Source organism: Pedobacter sp. NO84, from assembly GCF_059703915.1.
Genome location: NZ_AP046575.1, coordinates 2673955 through 2691861, shown reverse-complemented (window position 1 = coordinate 2691861; position 17907 = coordinate 2673955). Strand labels below are relative to the sequence as shown.

At 39.2% G+C, this 17907-nt stretch carries 13 protein-coding genes; 6 read left to right on the top strand and 7 right to left on the bottom strand.

Annotated features, from left to right (window positions below; genetic code table 11):
• Nucleotides 1-45: 45 nt before the first annotated feature.
• Nucleotides 46-1371, bottom strand: coding sequence for a cryptochrome/photolyase family protein (locus AC6H0V_RS11810; protein WP_497560381.1), 1326 nt, complete (start codon nt 1369-1371; stop codon nt 46-48).
• An 18-nt stretch (nt 1372-1389) separates the two neighbouring features.
• Nucleotides 1390-2307, bottom strand: a complete 918-nt coding sequence (locus AC6H0V_RS11805) for a TIGR01777 family oxidoreductase (RefSeq protein ID WP_497560380.1) — start codon at nt 2305-2307, stop codon at nt 1390-1392.
• Nucleotides 2308-2563: 256 nt separating this feature from the next.
• Between AC6H0V_RS11805 and AC6H0V_RS11800 the strand changes: the two genes are divergently transcribed.
• From AC6H0V_RS11800 to AC6H0V_RS11785, 4 genes are all read left to right on the top strand, one after another.
• A complete protein-coding gene (locus tag AC6H0V_RS11800; RefSeq protein ID WP_497560379.1) occupies nt 2564-3847 on the top strand; it encodes a DASH family cryptochrome in 1284 nt (427 codons plus the stop codon).
• Between the two features lie 206 nt (nt 3848-4053).
• Complete coding sequence (locus tag AC6H0V_RS11795; RefSeq protein WP_497560378.1) at nt 4054-6852, top strand: 2-oxoglutarate dehydrogenase E1 component; 2799 nt, start codon at nt 4054-4056, stop codon at nt 6850-6852.
• Nucleotides 6853-6928: 76 nt separating this feature from the next.
• On the top strand, nt 6929-8176 hold the full coding sequence (gene odhB / locus AC6H0V_RS11790) for a 2-oxoglutarate dehydrogenase complex dihydrolipoyllysine-residue succinyltransferase (RefSeq protein ID WP_497560377.1): 1248 nt from the start codon (nt 6929-6931) through the stop codon (nt 8174-8176).
• A 119-nt stretch (nt 8177-8295) separates the two neighbouring features.
• A complete protein-coding gene (locus tag AC6H0V_RS11785) occupies nt 8296-8997 on the top strand; it encodes a DUF2490 domain-containing protein (protein ID WP_497560376.1) in 702 nt (233 codons plus the stop codon).
• A 123-nt stretch (nt 8998-9120) separates the two neighbouring features.
• Here AC6H0V_RS11785 and AC6H0V_RS11780 read toward each other — a convergent pair whose 3' ends face one another.
• The 5 genes from AC6H0V_RS11780 to AC6H0V_RS11760 form a co-directional block, all read right to left on the bottom strand.
• Entirely contained in the window at nt 9121-9762 is a 642-nt protein-coding gene (locus AC6H0V_RS11780) for a hypothetical protein (RefSeq protein ID WP_497560375.1), read from the bottom strand.
• Between the two features lie 48 nt (nt 9763-9810).
• Nucleotides 9811-10434: a tetratricopeptide repeat protein gene (locus AC6H0V_RS11775; RefSeq protein ID WP_497560374.1), complete on the bottom strand. Its 624-nt coding sequence runs from the start codon at nt 10432-10434 to the stop codon at nt 9811-9813.
• A gap of 111 nt (nt 10435-10545) precedes the next feature.
• Nucleotides 10546-11283, bottom strand: coding sequence for a head GIN domain-containing protein (locus tag AC6H0V_RS11770; RefSeq protein ID WP_497560373.1), 738 nt, complete (start codon nt 11281-11283; stop codon nt 10546-10548).
• 154 nt (nt 11284-11437) lie between these two features.
• Nucleotides 11438-13096: a M1 family metallopeptidase gene (locus tag AC6H0V_RS11765; RefSeq protein WP_497560372.1), complete on the bottom strand. Its 1659-nt coding sequence runs from the start codon at nt 13094-13096 to the stop codon at nt 11438-11440.
• A gap of 33 nt (nt 13097-13129) precedes the next feature.
• Nucleotides 13130-15007 carry a CocE/NonD family hydrolase gene (locus tag AC6H0V_RS11760; RefSeq protein WP_497560371.1) on the bottom strand — a complete coding sequence of 626 codons (1878 nt, stop codon included), beginning with the start codon at nt 15005-15007 and terminating at the stop codon, nt 13130-13132.
• Nucleotides 15008-15162: 155 nt separating this feature from the next.
• On the opposite strand from AC6H0V_RS11760, the gene lpdA reads away from it, so the two are divergent.
• Both lpdA and AC6H0V_RS11750 read left to right on the top strand, forming a co-directional pair.
• Complete coding sequence (gene lpdA, locus AC6H0V_RS11755; protein WP_497560370.1) at nt 15163-16569, top strand: dihydrolipoyl dehydrogenase; 1407 nt, start codon at nt 15163-15165, stop codon at nt 16567-16569.
• Between the two features lie 123 nt (nt 16570-16692).
• A complete protein-coding gene (locus AC6H0V_RS11750) occupies nt 16693-17877 on the top strand; it encodes an MFS transporter (RefSeq protein ID WP_497560369.1) in 1185 nt (394 codons plus the stop codon).
• Nucleotides 17878-17907: the final 30 nt, after the last annotated feature.

The window sequence follows — 17907 nt, the reverse complement described above, 5'->3', positions numbered from 1 at the left end:
GCATTCCAATATATGAAATAAGGGCTCACGTTTGTTGGGCCCTTTTTACGTTAAGGCTTTTTTGTAAGCCTTGAGTGCACGGTCCCTTGCAAAGGGATGGTCAACAATTTGGAGTGGCTGAATGGTTTTATATTCAGGGGCCCATTTTAGCACATATTCCATTTTAGGATCAAATTTTTTAAGCTGCAACTCCGGATTAAAGACTCTAAAATAAGGTGCTGCATCATTTCCTGATCCACATGCCCACTGCCATCCACCTACATTGCTAGCCTGTTCATAATCCAATAGTTTTTCTGCAAAATAGGCTTCTCCCCATCGCCAATCTATCAGTAAGTGCTTACATAAAAAACTGGCTACAACCATCCGCACACGATTATGCATAAATCCTGTTTCATTTAATTGTCGCATTCCAGCATCAACAATAGGATAACCCGTTTTACCCTCGCACCATGCCATAAATTCAACCTCATCATTACGCCATTCAATTTGATCGTACTCTGGTTTAAATGCCTGATCCGTGATATGAGGAAAAAACCATAAAATCATCATGTAAAATTCTCTCCAAACCAGTTCAGAAAGCCACTTTTCAGCTTTGCGTTCTAAGGCCTCTTTAACTACTGCCCGTATACTAACCGTACCAAAACGCAGATGAACCCCAAGGCGTGTAGTGGCATCAAGCGAAGGAAAATCACGGTTTATATCGTAACCTTTAAGCTTCGGCTCAAAATTCGGGGATGGAATTAGTTGGTTAGACTTTTCAAATCCCAACTCCTCTAAACTTGGAATCGAAAGCGCCGGAGTTTGAAATAGATTGTTGAAATATTTTTGTGTTGGATAAGGCCTAATAGAATAGGAGTCTAAATTTTTTAACCAGAGGCGATAATAGGGCGTAAAAATGCTATATGGCTTTCCATCTGATTTAATAACTTCACTTTTTTCGAAAATAACCTGGTCTTTATAGGTTGAAAACTTAATTTTTTCACTCCTTAAATATTCATAAAAGCTATCGTCTCTTTTGGTGGCGTAGGGTTCGTAATCGTGGTTTGCATATACAGCACGTACTTTATATGAAGCTAAAATTTGAGGCCATACTTCTTCTATTTTGCCATATTTTACTAGTAAGGAAGACCCGTTCAAGTTAAGTTCGGCAGTTAATTTTTCTAATGCTGAGTGTATAAATGTTACCCTAGCATCGGCCTTGTTTGATAGTTTATCTAAAATAGTTTTATCGAAAATAAAAAGAAGCAGAACTGGATATTTCCCTTTTAGGGCATGGTATAAGGCAGATTGATCATTAAGGCGAAGATCTCTCCTTAGCCAACAAATGCTGATTTCTCTCTGACTTTCAATGTTTTTTGCTTCTGTTGCCATTCATTTTGCTATGAAAAGCTAAGAAGTTTGTTTCTTATAAATAGAGTCTAATGCCGCATCCAAGTTAACATACTCATATTTATACCCTGTATCCAATAACTTTTGTACCATTGTATTGCTGCTCATTAAAGGTAAAATGCTCATTTCGCCCATTGCAGCCCGCAACACAAATTTCGGAACATGAATTGGCCATACCGGGCGATTTAATTTTCCCGCAATGGTTTTAGTAAGCAATTTATTAGTTACAGGAAATGGCGCACAGGCATTATATGCTCCAACTAGTTGCGTATTTTCAACAGCTGTTATGAATATTTTTACTACATCATCCAGATGCACCCAAGGCATCCATTGCTTACCGCTGCCTAGTGGTGCGCCTATAAAAAACTTGATTGGTTTTTGCATGGCCGCTAGTGCACCTTCCTCTTTGCTTAATATTAGGCCTATCCGTATTTTTACTACCCTTATGCCCATTTCAATACCTTCATTGGCGGCTTCTTCCCATTGCACGCAGCAATCTGGTAGAAAACCGGTGCCGCTTTCATTGGTTTCCCTTAAGATTTCATCTTTTCTATCTCCGTAAAAACCTACGGCAGAAGCAGAAATGAAGCTCGTTACAGGTGCATTTGTAGCCCTAATTGTTTCATACAATAACTTTGCGGATAATACCCTGCTATCAATAATTTCTTTTTTTCTTTCCTCAGTCCACTTTTTATCGGCTATGCCCTCGCCCGCCAAATGGATAATGGTATCTATACCATCGAAAGCTTTTTTATCAATTGTTTGTTTATATACATCCCACAAATAAACTTTCACACCATAAATAGTAGTCTGTTTCCGTGATAAAATTGAAACTTCGTAACCAAGTGCCTGTAATGCAGGAACTAACATTTTGCCAACTAATCCGGTACCCCCGGTAATGAGAATTTTTTTCGACATACTTAATAAACGCGTAGAACTTTAATATGGTTTAGGTTTACAAGATAATGATTTTAGTAAACGCTTTGTAGTTAATATTGCTTTTTGCCTCTGAAAAAGGGTTATTATACTAGAAATAACCAATAATTACCGCGATTTGTTCATTTTAACTTTTAGTTATTTTAAAAATGTTAGCGCCATGTAAAAAATACGCCATTTGGACTGTAATTTGCTTCAAATTGTGCAAATTGCAAGCCAATATAAAAAGGCTACGGATATGAGCAAAAAGATTTTGGTTTGGTTTAGGAACGACCTGCGCTTGCATGATAATGAAATGCTGGTTGAAGCCATTACCAAAGCCGATGAGATTTTGCCCGTTTATTTTTTCGATCCCAGACATTACGAAGCCACCCGTTACCATACTCTTAAAACTGGCGCCCTTAGAAGTAATTTTTTATTAGAGAGTGTAGCTGCACTTAGAATAGCTTTTCAAAATTTAGGAGGTGATCTTCTTATCTTAAAAGGAAAGCCAGAAGATCATTTACCACAGTTGGTTGCCGATAATGAAATTTCAGAAGTATATCACCATCGGGAAGTGGCCAGCGAAGAAACAGCCGTGTCTACCCGTGTCGAAGATCTATTATGGAAGCAGAAAGTAAATTTAAAGCATTTTATCGGTCATACGCTTTACAATAAAGAAGATCTACCATTTCCCATTAAAGATATTCCAGATGTTTTTGCACAGTTCAAGAAAAAAACTGAACGTGATGCCATCGTAAAACCCTGCTTTTTAACTCCAGAGAAAATAAAATTTGTTGCTGTTCAATCATGGGGAAACTTGCCCAAATTAAGTGAGCTTATTACTTTGGACGCCCTTGATATTAAAATTAATACTGATTTTAAAGGGGGCGAACAAGAGGCTCTCAAGCATTTACACGATTTTTTGCATACAGGGGAAGGGATGGCACTTGCGAACGCCGCCCTAAAGAAGAACGAGATCGTGTCAAAGCTTTCGGCATGGTTAGCAATAGGCTGTTTATCACCCCGTGAAGTGTATTGGAAAATGAAGGAAGCGGAATCATCTTATGGACTAAAACCTTATTTTAATCAAATTATACTTGGGCTTTTATGGCGTGATTATTATCGATTTATGTTTAAAAAATATGGCAACACTTTTTTTAAACCCTCAGGTTTTAATACTCAATTAAAAGTTTTTACTTTAAATGATAGCGAAAGATTGCAATTGTGGAAGACTGGAAACACCGGCCATCCTTTAGTTGACGCGTTGATGAAGGAATTAAACACCACTGGTTACATTAACCATTCGGCCAGACAATTGGTGGCCACTTATTTGGTCTACGAATTAACCATAAACTGGGTAATGGGTGCGGCCTATTTTGAAGAACGATTGCTTGATTATAGTCCCGCAAGTAATTGGGGCAATTGGGCCAATATAGCCGGAGTAGGAAATGACGAGCGATTAACAACCAGCTTTGATTTCGAAAAACAACTTAAAATTGTGGATCCTAAAGGCATTTATGCACAAGCTGTGAGAGCCTGATTTGAGCTAATCAGTTAACTGTTTGTTAATATAGCTATGGGGAGGTTAACTGTCTTAACAACCAACTGACATGTCGATTTAACGACAAAGGCATCCCTTTGCGACAATTAACCAATTCGAACAATTAACCATTTTAATTGTGAAGTTTATTGCCATTTTTCAAGGTAAAATCCTAATTTTGCAATACTTATCGTAACTAATACACAATGGATAACTTATCTTATCTCAACGGCGCCAATGCCGAATATATAGAGTCATTATATCAAAGCTATAAACAAGATCGAGATTCAATTGAATTTGGTTGGCAGAAATTTTTTGAGGGCTTTGATTTCGGGAGAGGATCGGATGCAGCAAACGTTAGTGCAGAAGCTCCTGAGCATTTTTTAAAAGAAATTAATGTTTTAAATTTAATTAATGGATACCGCCAACGCGGACATTTGTTTACTAAAACGAACCCGGTTAGAGAGCGGAGAAAACATACCCCAACACTTGATATAGAGAATTTTGGTTTAGCTCAAACTGATCTAAATACTATTTTTAATGCAGCAGTGGATACAGGTATTGGTGTACCCGCAAAGTTGAGTGATATCATTGCCTTTTTAAAGCAAACATACTGCGTTTCTATAGGAGCGGAATATAAATATATCCGTACTCCTGAGATCTTACAATGGTTAGAAACCAAAATGGAAACCGAACGGAATACGCCAAAGTTTTCTATCGACGAAAAAAAACGCATTCTAACGAAATTAAATGAGGCTGTAAGTTTCGAAAATTTCTTAGGCACAAAATTCTTAGGTCAAAAACGTTTTTCTTTGGAAGGTGCCGAAGCGGTAATCCCAGCCTTGGATTCGGTGATCGAAAAAGGGGCTGCCCTGGGGATTGAAGAATTTGTAATTGGAATGGCCCACAGGGGTCGTTTAAATGTTTTAGCCAATATCATGCAAAAAACCTATATGGATATTTTTGCTGAGTTTGAGGGCAAGGGCTATAGCGCCGAATCGCCATTTGGTGGTGATGTAAAATATCACTTGGGTTATTCTACTGATGTTACAACAAACGGCGGCAAAAGTGTTCATTTAAGCCTGTGCCCTAATCCGTCCCATCTAGAAACTGTTAATGGAGTGGTTGAAGGCATGTCGAGATCTAAAATAGATTTCAAATATGCTGGTGATAACAGTAGATTAGCACCAATCCTAATCCATGGTGATGCTTCTATTGCCGGACAGGGAATTGTATACGAAGTAATTCAGATGGCAAACCTAGAAGGTTATAAAACGGGTGGAACTATTCACCTGGTGATCAATAATCAGATTGGCTTTACCACCAATTATAAAGATGCACGTTCAAGTACCTATTGTACTGATATTGCAAAAGTTACCTTATCTCCTGTTTTCCATGTAAATGGAGATGATGTTGAAGCGTTGGTTTATGCGATTAATTTAGCTATGGAATACCGTCAAAAGTATAAGAATGATGTATTTATAGATATTTTATGTTACCGCAGATTTGGTCATAACGAAGCAGATGAACCTAAGTTTACACAGCCCTTACTTTATAAAGCAATAGAAAAGCATGCAAATCCGCGTGATATTTATATTGAAAAACTTGCCAAGAGTGGCGAATTAGAGGCGGGTTTGGCCAAAGAAATGGAGAAGCAATTTAAGGGTATTTTACAAGAGCGCTTAAATGAATCAAAAGAGATTACCTCTACTTATAGCGATGTAAAATTTGGCGGTGCATGGTCTGATATGCGTATTGCAACTGCAAAAGATTTTGATACGTCGCCAGATACATCGGTTAAAGAAAAGACATTTTTAGAAGTAGCAAAGAGGATTGCCGCCTTGCCGAGCGATAAAAAATTCTTCAAAAAAATTGAGAAATTATTTGATGAACGACTTAAAATGGCCACAACCACTCATGTTTTTGATTGGGCCATGGGCGAACAAATGGCTTATGGTACTTTATTAGCTGAAGGAAAAAGGGTTAGATTAAGTGGACAAGATGTAAAAAGAGGTACCTTTTCCCATCGCCATGCGGTGTTAACCTTAGAAGATTCTGAAGAAGAATATACTCCATTGGCCAATATCTCAGATCAACAGGCACAATTTGATATCTACAATTCTCATTTATCAGAATACGGTGTACTAGGGTTTGAATATGGTTATGCCATGGCAAATCCTAATGCGTTAACCATTTGGGAAGCCCAGTTTGGCGACTTCTTTAACGGAGCACAGATTGTTGTTGATCAATATGTTGCCAGTTCGGAAACAAAATGGCAGAGAGAAAACGGATTGGTAATGCTTTTGCCACATGGGTATGAAGGCCAGGGACCTGAACACTCATCTGCCCGTATAGAGCGTTTTATGGAACTCTGCGCAGATTACAACATGCAGGTTACTAATTGCACCACTCCGGCCAACTTTTTCCATGCGCTAAGGCGTCAATTTAAACGCGATTTCCGTAAACCTTTGGTTGTATTTAGTCCTAAGAGTTTGTTGCGCCATCCACTGTGTGTAAGTCCATTGGCAGATTTTACCAATGGTAAATTTAAAGAAGTAATAGATGATGAGAATGTAAAGGCCACACAGGTAAAACGTGTTGTTTTTTGTAGTGGTAAAATCTACTATGATCTATTGGAAGCACAAAAAGCAAACCAGAAGGGTGATGTGGCTGTGGTACGTGTAGAGCAATTGTATCCTACTCCATTGGTACAGATGGAAGCAGTTTACAAACGCTATAAAAACGCTGCAGAAGCGGTTTGGGTTCAAGAAGAACCTGAGAATATGGGTGCATGGCCTTACCTATTGCGTAAACTGAGGAAAACTTCATTCCACAAAATGGATGTAATCTCTAGAGAAGAAAGTAGTAGTACCGCAACTGGTTATGCAAAATTGCATGCAAACCAACAGGCTTCAATCGTAGCCGCTGCATTTGAGGTTCCAGTAACAGAAAAAGTTAAAGAAATTGTTGCAAAAGCAACGAAGAAATTAGTAAATATAGACTAGCATAGAGCAAATTGCATAGAGTTTCAACCGCTCCGTGCCCCCTGCTCCATGCTTAACACATATAAAAGTACAAATCATGGGTTTAGAAATAAAAGTTCCGCCTGTTGGCGAGTCGATTACAGAAGTAGTATTATCTCGTTGGGTTAAAAACGATGGTGATTTTGTAGAAATGGACGAAATTATTGCAGAGTTAGAATCTGATAAAGCCACTTTCGAATTAACAGCAGAAAAAGCAGGAACTTTAAAAATAGTAGCCGCTGAAGGAGATACCTTACCAATTGGTGCGGTAGTTTGTTCAATTGAAGAAGGACAAGGTAGTTCTAAGGCCGAAGTCGTTAGTCCTAAGTCTGATTCTTCTAATGCGCCTATTCAAGAGGCACCAAAGACTTCCGACCCAGGACTATCGACTAAGGAATCGTATGCTTCTGGCACCCCATCGCCTTCTGCTGCTAAGATTTTAGCAGAAAAAGGAGTGGATACGGGCAGCGTAAAAGGAACCGGAGTTGATGGCAGAATTACCAAAGACGACGCCTTGAAGTCGGAGAAAGCAGAAAGTCCAAAGTCCTCGATAGCTACCGGTGCTGAAAGCGCTAAACCTACAGCAACTCCTGTAGTAGCGGGCTTAAGAAATGAGCGCAGGGAAAAAATGTCGCCATTGCGTAAAACAGTAGCCAAACGTTTAGTTACCGTAAAAAATGAGACAGCTATGTTAACCACATTCAATGAGGTAAACATGAAACCGATCATGGATTTAAGGGCAAAGTATAAAGATCAATTCAAAGAAAAGTTTGGTGTGGGCTTAGGTTTTATGAGCTTCTTTACCAAAGCAGTTTGTGAGGCGGCAAAAGATTTCCCTGCAGTTAATGCCCGTATAGATGGCGAAGAAGTGGTATATAACGATTTCGTGGATGTGTCTATCGCGGTTTCAGCACCTAAAGGATTGGTGGTGCCAATTATTAGAAACGCAGAGAGCATGAGCTTGGCCCAAATCGAAAAAACAGTGGTTGAGTTGGCTACTAAAGCTAGAGATAGTAAATTAACTATCGAAGAAATGACAGGTGGTACCTTTACCATCACCAATGGGGGGGTATTTGGATCTATGATGTCTACTCCGATTATCAATGCCCCGCAATCTGCAATTTTAGGAATGCACAATATTATAGAGCGTCCAATTGCCGAAAATAAAGAAGTGGTTATCCGTCCGATGATGTATGTTGCCCTTTCTTACGACCATAGAATAATTGATGGACGGGAATCGGTTGGATTCTTGGTGCGTGTTAAACAATTACTAGAAGATCCTTCGAGATTATTATTAGGCATTTAATTATAAATTTAATGGTAAAAGCCTTAACCCAGTAGTTAAGGCTTTTTTTTGCCCCATCACTATGTGTTAAATTAAAGTTAATACTTACCAGAATAAGTAAAAAAGATAACATCTCTTTAATGAAAAATATAAAATTAACTACCCTTTTTTTATTGATATCCATTTCTGCCTCAGCTCAAACCATAGTCCAGAACTCTGGCTGGTTAACCCTGGTAAATAATACTAAGATTAAAAATAGGGTAGGATTATCTTTAGATGTTCAACTACGCTCTGCCGATAATTGGGAGTATGTGAGGAATGTTCTGATCAGACCAGGAATAACCTATAACTTAAATAGTACGAACATATTATCTGCCGGTTACCTGTGGGCTTCAACAGAAACTAGAAATGGCATTAACAGCTCAACGCTTCATGAGCAACGCACATGGGAGCAATACCTGCTTAACCACAAATTTAAAGCAAATTTTGTAAGCCATAGGTTTAGACTTGAGCAGCGTTTTATTGAGCAAGCTATGGGCGAAAATCTATTTGCACAGCGTTTTAGGTATTTTATAAGAGTACTACGGCCACTACATGGTAATGAAGAAGTGTTTAAAAAAGGAATTTTTATTGCTTTGCAGGATGAAATTTTTCTCAATATTCAGAACAAAGAGTTATTAAATAATAGCTTTTTTGATCAAAATAGGTTTTATATTGCTGTTGGATATCGTGTTTCGAAGAAATTAGATATAGAAGGCGGGTACCTGAACCAATATGTGAAAGGAACCACTAGAAATACTTCAAATAGGGTTGCACAATTGGCTGTTTATACCCGCTTCTAATAAGTGATTTTTTTGGTAGTGACACTTTAGATCTATAGACTAGACCTTTCTTAAGCACTTCGTAGGATAGCTCGAGCGAAGGTGTGGATGAAATATCATGGAATAGCTAAATGCTAATGTGATCTAAATATTCTTGATGAGGAGGTTATCTAGCATCCATGCGGTTTTTGTACAATGTTGAAACCCAATCTCATTGCCAGGGACAGGATTAATTTTATTATTGAAAATGATTACATCATTAAAATAAATTAGGCATAAACCTCCTTCTTGGATTATTTTAACTGTATTGTACCCTTCCTTTTTTACTAAGTTATCATAATGTACGGGCTCGTGTGTCCATCGGTTAGATGGGGCCTCAAAAGAAGAAAAACGGTTGAAGCGGAAAGAACCTTCTGGAGAAAAAGAAAAGTTATAAAAAAGATTTTCCTTACCTAGGGTACCCCATGAAAAATCAAATTGATTAAAATCGTCATCAGCTTTGCTTATCAGAACATCAAACTGTATAGAAAAGTTGAGGTTTGCATTAAACTTCGGGATGGTTTTATGGTACCATAAACATCCATAATACTCTTTGTTTTTCCGAAATTTCTCAACATGAAATTTGCCATCCTCAATTTTAACCTCAAATACATCGGTTTTCTTTAATTCCCATCTGTTTTTATTGTTGCTAAACTTTTCTTTTAATAAAGGAGAACAGCCACATAACATGCATGCACTAAAAAAAAGCGTTATTTTCAGTTTTTTTATAGAGAGGAACTTGTGCATAAGGTATTTCTTTCAAGTAGGATGTAATTGGCTCGGTATTTCCACAAATTAAAGATCCTCAATTCCCATCTCCCCGTTAAACAACAATTGAAGCTCGTTAATATAGTTGTATTCTTTTTCTTTAAGCTCAGCAAAAAGCTCATCTCTTTCTTTATAACTTTTATTATAATGATAAGCTAAGGCTAAATTAGCTTTCGCTGATAAGAGTGTGGGATCAAGCTCTACAGCTTTTTCGCCCAGGGCAATCGCCTCTTTGATGTTATTTTTTTTGAGCTCAATCACCAACAGGCTCATATAGGCCTGAGCATAATTTGGCTTAATCGCTATCGCTTTATGATAAAAACTGGCAGCTTTGTTATAATTTTTTTCATGTCTTGCTAGCACACCTAGGTTGGTAAGTGCTTTGTAATCCTCCGGATTTAATTTTATTGCTTTTTGTGCAGCAATACTGGCTAAGGAGTCATGTTCGAGTTCTAACTCAACTGTTCCTAAAAAACTCCAGCCCTTGCTATCTTCTGGGTACTTCGTGGTATATGCTATCAATTTTTTTTCGCACACGGTAAGTTTGCCAAGCTTATAATCCATAATTGCAATTTGAAGGTCTCCGTCATTCCCTTTAAAGCATCCTAAGCTTAGTACAATGCCTAATAAAAACACGAGTTTAATTCTCATTAATCCTAATCTATGTAGACTAATATACAAATTCTACAGCTTATCTCCCTGTCACAAATAAAGCTCCCCGATCATCTCGAGGAGCTTGCGCTTTATTGTGTGTTAAAAGCGTTATACTTTTCTAATTCTTCCAGAGCCACTTACTCTTTGCTCCACTTCGGCATTGCCGCTATAGTTTACACTACCAGAGCCGCTAATTATAGCATTGATCTTGTCTTGGGCAGTGATATTAACAGAGCCTGATCCGCTAATTACAGTAGAAAGAGTGCCAACGGTAAAACCTTTTTTAGCGAAGTTTCCAGAACCACTAATAGTTATATTTGCCTCATCGGCTGTGCCAGAAATATTCAGAATTCCAGAGCCGCTCATCACACCAGCGAAATTGCTTACATCAACTCCTGCGGTGATGCTGCCCGATCCACTCAAGGTTGTAGCAAGCGACTGGCCTTTGATTGTGCCTTTTACTGTAATGCTCCCATCACCGCTCATTACCAATGCTTTAACTGTTTTTGCTGATACATAGGCTACTATCTTTTTATTCTGATACTTTCTGGCCCAACTTGTCCAGCTAATTTCAGGTCTGATGATCAATACATTACCCTTAACTTCTGTAATTAAGGTAGAAATGGCCTCAGCATCTCCTTCAAATCGTAAACTTTCGGTATTGCCTAAGGTTACAATTACCTGAATTGGTCCACCCGCTGTAATGGCATTAAAGTTCTTTACATCCCGATCTTCATTACTCAATTTAGAAATGCCCTTTAATATAGGATTAGATGCCATTATCGGCTGGAAGCCCATTCCTGCAACCACAAAAATTAAGCTTAATGATAAAATTATTTTCTTCATTGTTTTAGGGTTTTCTTATAAGACGATTGTTTTGGGTAAAACGTTGCATCAATATGAAAATATTGTTGTACCGATTGCTATCGTAATGTTCTATTGCTATATTGTTATCCGACATAACGGTTAAGCATTGCTAACGATACAACAATATAGCAATTTATGATCCTTTCTTCATAAACACATAAAAATTAGGATCAACCTTAAAGGTATCCATATTTATACTTTCATCAATTTTTATGGTTTTCCACTCATTAGTAGGTTTAATCAATGTATAGCTATCCGTTTTGAGCGAAACTTTAACCGGCATATCAAAATCTTTCACATCGGTTATCCAATGGTATGATAATGAGCCATTCGCAATTTTATATTCTAATACAGGAATTTTCGCATAGTGGAGATACTGATCAAAAACTTTGTCCAATTTTAGCCCACTTTCTTTAGAAATATAGGCTTCAACAGCTTTTGAGGTTGTGGTAGAATGATAAAAGGTTTTATTTAATCCTCGTAAAATCTGCCTAAATTTCTCATCATTATCTATCAACTGGCGGATGGTGTGGATCATGTTTGCACCTTTAGGATACATATCCCCATCTCCTTCTTTGTTTACATTATAGGGTCCGGTAATTGGGGATTTATTTCCGATGCCCTGTCTCAATCCCATCAAGTAGGCTTCCCCTGCTTTTTTGCCTTGGGTTGATTCGGTAAACAGCACTTCTGAATAGTTGGTAAAACCTTCGTGTACCCACATATCGGCAATATCTTTGGTGGTAATGTTATTGGCAAACCATTCGTGGCCACTTTCATGAACAGTAATGTAATCCCATTTGAGCCCATAACCCGTCCCCGACATATCGTAGCCCAAATAACCCTTTTTAAATTGATTGCCGTAAGCTACTGCACTTTGGTGTTCCATCCCCAGGTGTGGTGCCTGTACGAGTTTATATCCATCATTATACCAAGGATACGGTCCAAACCAATATTCGAAGGCTTTTAACATCGGTTTTACATCTGCGTCCCAATGGGGGCGGGCTTTAGCACTATCTTCTTTTAGCGACCAGAAATCAATACTCAATGGACCTTTTTCGCCCGCGTAGGTATCCGTCCAATGCGCATATTTACCTATTTGAAAAGCAATGGTATAATTGTTAATGGGATTACCTACAAACCAATTGTGCTGGCGATAGCCATCGGGCTGATCAACGATGCTGCGTAATCGCCCATTGGACACTTCATCTAAATCTTTTGGGGCCGAAATGCTGATTAGCATACTATCAACTTCATCACTTTGGTGATCTTTATTTGGCCACCACACACTTGCGCCTAGACCTTGGCAGGCCACCGATACGAAAGGATTGCCGGCTTTATCTTTACTAAAGATGAAGCCGCCATCCCAAGGTGGTCTTTTCGCAATAGGCGGATTTCCAGCGTAAAATACAGTGAAATTATCCTTGCTGCCCTTTTTAATAGTTTTTGGGAAGGATACAAACACTGCATTAAATTCTCGAGTATAGGGCAATGTCCCAGCTCCATAAACTATCTTCTCAATTTTAAGGTTAGCAAAAAGATCAAATTGTAGCTTGTTGAAATCTTCGGTAGCTGTAAATACAAATTTATTACTGCCGCTTACAGATTTATCATCAAGGTTAATTTTCACATCCAGGTGATAATAATTGATATCGTAACAGGTGCGCAAAGGTGTGAGCATTCCGCGTAGTGTATCTGCACGTGTGAAGCCTTTTTTTGATTCACCCAACTGTGCATCGGCCTGATGACCAAGCAGGATCAAAGCTAAAATTGATAAAAATAGTTTTTTCATGTTTGTTTTGGTTTCTAAAGGATGAGCATGTTGTTATGGCTTTAAAACGCTCAGGGTAATAAATGAGCTATTAAATGTATCGTGGTAAATTTTATGTGTTGCCTTTTGAAAGTCTTTCGGCTCTGCCTGATAGATATCCATGAACTTTTGTGGATTTCGATCGGCCAATGGGAACCACGAGTTCTGGATTTGGATCATGATCCGATGGCCTTTTTTAAAGGTATGAGCTACATCCGGTAGGGGATAATTTACTTTCGTAATTGCGCCCGGTACAAATGGTTCAGGTTTTTCAAAACTATTACGGTATTTGCCACGCATAATTTCTCCGCGCACCAACATTTCATAGCCCCCCATAAGTATATTTTTTGGGTTCGGAATTGGATTTGGAGTATTTTCTGGATATACATCTATTAATTTTACTACATAATCTGCATCGGTCCCTGTAGTTGATACGACTAAGTTTGCCAACACCGGTCCTGTAACGGTAATATCTTCTGTTAGCACGTCCGTTTGATAGGTTTTAACATCCGGTCTGCGGGCCGCAAAACGTTGATCGTCTATCATGTATTCTCGTGTACGTCTAGCTTGCACCCCGTCTTGGTAAGGAACCGGACTGGCGGGATCACTAACATATTCGTCCCAACTATCGGTTCTTCCAACTTTGGTAAAGGCCAGTTTACCATTGGGCTGAAGGTATAAATTCCGGTTTTCAGTCTCTGCAGGTGGCCACGATTTAAATCTCTTCCATTCATTGCTGCCCGTAACAAAGATATTTGCTTCGGCAGGATTAAAAGTGCCTTCGCCTTTTAGGTAATATTTAAAGAATGGAAGCTCAAAATTTTCTTGGTAATAGGTGCTTGTTGGCTGCCCGAATTGGATATCTCCAAAACTACTTCCATTGCTGCGTACCCAGCCCCCGTGAAACCATGGGCCGGCAACAAGAATAGCATTGGCTCCAGGATTTTGTTTTTCTATGGCTTTATAAGTGGCAAAAGTTCCATAGGCATCTTCCGCGTCAAAAAAACCGCCAACTACCATTACCGCCGGTTTTATGTTGGTAAGATGGGGCAGGATCAATCTCGCCTTCCAAAATGTATCCAGATTAGCATGTTTGGTTAAATCATTCCAAAATTTAATGCTATCACCAAAGTATTTGTCTTTTAAATTTTTAATGGAACCGGCTTCTAGATAAAAGCGATAATTATCCTGAATGGGGAAAGTAAAACCCTTAGGGCCTTTATCTGGAGTAATTGGCTTTGGACGGGGTACCCCGAAAGAACTCATGAAACTGAAGGCATCCATTAAAAATAAGGTGCCACGATGGTGAAAATCATCTCCTACAAACCAATCTGTTACTGGTGCCTGGGGCGACACCGCTTTTAAGGCCGGGTGAGCATTTGGCAGGGAAGTAGTAGAGTAGAATCCCGGATAAGAAATCCCGGCAATTCCTGCATTCCCGTTATTGTTCTGGATATTTTTTACTAACCAATCTATAGTATCATAGGTATCTGTACTTTCATCAATTGCTTTATTGCCTTTTTTAATGGTTTGGGGCCTGATATCCTCAAAAGTCCCTTCGCTCATCCATCTGCCCCGTACATCCTGGTATACAAAAATGAAACCTTCACGCATTAAGGCCGGAAAAGTACCCAAGCTTGTTTTAAACTTGTCTTCGCCATATGGCGCAACCGTGTAAGGGGTACGCGTAATTAAAAAGGGATATTTTTTGCTTTGATCTCTGGGGATGTAAATAGACGTAAATAATTTTATACCATCACGCATTACAATTTGTCTTTCTATCTTGGTATAATGATTTCTAACATAAGCTGAATCAGTTTCTTGAGCTAATACATCTATACCTGAACAAAGAAATGCAATGCAGCATCCCGTAAAAAAAATTAAACGTTTCATATCTGAGGTTATTTAAGGTAAATATAGAAATTGCAGAGTTTAAAAATAATACTCAATAAAGAAGTTACAATTAGTTGATATGTCAACAATAATTAGCTAATTGGCTAATTTGCTAATTAGCTAATTAGGCTTACCTTTGCAACAAATTCAGAATTATGCAATACGATGTAGTTGTTATAGGCTCGGGTCCGGGCGGTTATGTAGGTGCCATTCGCTGTGCCCAATTGGGTTTAAAAACCGCGGTAGTAGAAAAATATAAAACCTTTGGTGGAACATGCTTAAATGTGGGTTGCATCCCATCTAAAGCATTATTGGATTCATCAGAGCATTTTCATAATGCGGCACATACCTTTACAACGCATGGTATCAACCTAAAAGATCTGAAGGTGGATATGAACCAGATGATTGCAAGGAAAAATGATGTGGTAGCCCAAAACACCGCAGGGATAACCTATCTTTTTAAGAAAAATAAAATCGATGCTTTTGAAGGACTTGGGTCTTTTGTAGATAAAAATACCATTTTGGTAACCAAGGGTGACGGCAGTACGGAGACCATTAGCGCTAAGAACGTAATCATCGCAACAGGCTCAAAACCTACCGCTTTACCGTTTTTGCCGATTGATAAAAAACGAATCATTACTTCTACCGAGGCTTTAAACATTACTGAGGTTCCTAAAACCATGGTGGTAATAGGAGGGGGTGTAATTGGATTAGAGCTAGGGTCTGTATATGCCCGTTTGGGTACAAAAGTTTCAGTGATTGAATTTATGCCTTCAATTATTGCTACAATGGATGCTGGATTGGGCAAGGAACTTCAACGTGTATTAAAGAAAACCTTAGGCATGGAATTTTTCATGGGCCATAAGGTTACCGGAGCAACATCCAAAGGTAAAACGGTAACGGTTACCGCAGATAATGCCAAAGGCGAAGCGGTAAAATTTGAAGCCGATTATTGCATTGTCGCAGTGGGCAGAACGGCATATAGTGAGGGTTTAGGCTTGGATAAAATTGGAATTTCTCTAGAAGAAAGAGGTAAAAAAATTCCTGTTAATGCACATTTAGAAACGCCTGTTCAAGGTGTTTATGCCATAGGCGATGTAATTACAGGCGCAATGCTGGCCCATAAAGCCGAGGATGAAGGAATCTATGTTGCCGAAACAATTGCTGGCCAAAAACCACACATTAATTATAATTTAATTCCAGGGGTAGTTTATACTTGGCCTGAAGTTGCTTCTGTAGGGTATACTGAGGAACAACTTAAAGAAAAGGGCACGAAATATAAAACGGGATCTTTCCCCTTCAAAGCTAGTGGAAGAGCTAAAGCCAGTATGGATACAGATGGTTTTGTTAAAGTATTGGCTGATGAAGCAACAGATGAGGTTTTGGGCGTACATATGATTGGCCCGCGTGCTGCGGATATGATTGCTGAGGCCGTAGTAGCAATGGAGTTCCGTGCGTCAGCCGAAGACATTGCCCGAATTTGCCACGCACACCCAACTTATACAGAGGCCCTAAAAGAAGCGGCAATGGCTGCAACCGAGAATAGAGCGATACATATTTAAGCGTTTTGCGCTAAGCGAGTGGCGTTTAGCGTATTGACAAAGGTAGGGAGTAGGAAGAATAGAAGGTGCGGTATGCATCCAAACCGCCTTACGCTCGACGCCCTCCGCTCAACTGAATCAATTATGTCCGAAACTACTGCATCTCCACTCACTTCCTTTCAAGACCATCCTTATAGCAGAAAGAGAGTACGGCTAGCGGTATCGTTATTTTATTTCGGTCAGGGAGTTTGTTTTGCCTCATGGGCAAGTAGAATTCCCGATCTAAAATCTACATTACAACTTTCAGATGCTGCGCTCGGTAGTATTTTGTTGGCATTACCTCTCGGACAGTTAGTTACCATGCCGCTTTCGGGCAGATTAACCACCATCTTTGGGAGTAGGAGGATGTTGACCATAGCAACACCCTTATATGCTTTAGCTTTAACATTTTTAGGCTTGGCTAGCGCTGGATGGCAATTGGCATTTTGCTTATTCCTATTTGGCGTTTCGGGTAATCTTTGCAACATTGCCCTAAATACACAGGGAGTGGCTGGCGAAACGTATTATGGCAAACCTATCATGACTTCATTTCATGGAGCTTGGAGTGTTGGAGGCTTCTCTGGAGCATTAATTGGGTTGTTGATGATTAATCTGCACATTCAGCCGTTTTTCCATTATTGTATCATCGCCGTCTTAGCCTGGATCCATATTTCTATTAATTATCGATTTTTATTAGAATGGAAAAAGCCCACTGATACGGCGAAACCTAAATTATTTACTAAACCGCAAGGGGTATTGGTGCAATTGGGCGTTATCGGGTTCTGCAGTATGGCAACTGAAGGCGCCATGTTTGATTGGAGCGGTGTTTATTTTAAAGATATTGTAAAAGCGCCTCACACACTTGTAATTTTAGGATACACCTCTTTTATGATTATGATGGCCGCCGGGAGATTTTTAGGCGATAAAGTAATCCTTAGCTATGGTCGAAAACGCTTGTTGCAGGTTAGCGGAGTAATCATTTCAACAGGAATGTTTATATCGGTTATTTTTCCTTTCATCATTCCGGCAGTTCTTGGCTTTATGCTAGTTGGTATTGGCGTGTCTGGCATTGTGCCGATGGTATACAGCATTGCGGGCAGCAATACAAAAGTGGCTCCCGGTATTGCACTGGCAATGGTTTCTGGAGTAAGCTATTTTGGCTTTTTAATGGGTCCACCGCTTATCGGGTATATTTCTGCCTTATCTAGCCTTCGTTATTCGTATGCTGTAATTGGCTGCTTCGGATTACTCATTACGTTTATCGTAGCCAAAATCAGTGCGATTAAGTAGAGGGTAGGCGTTAAGTGTTGGCGGTGGCCA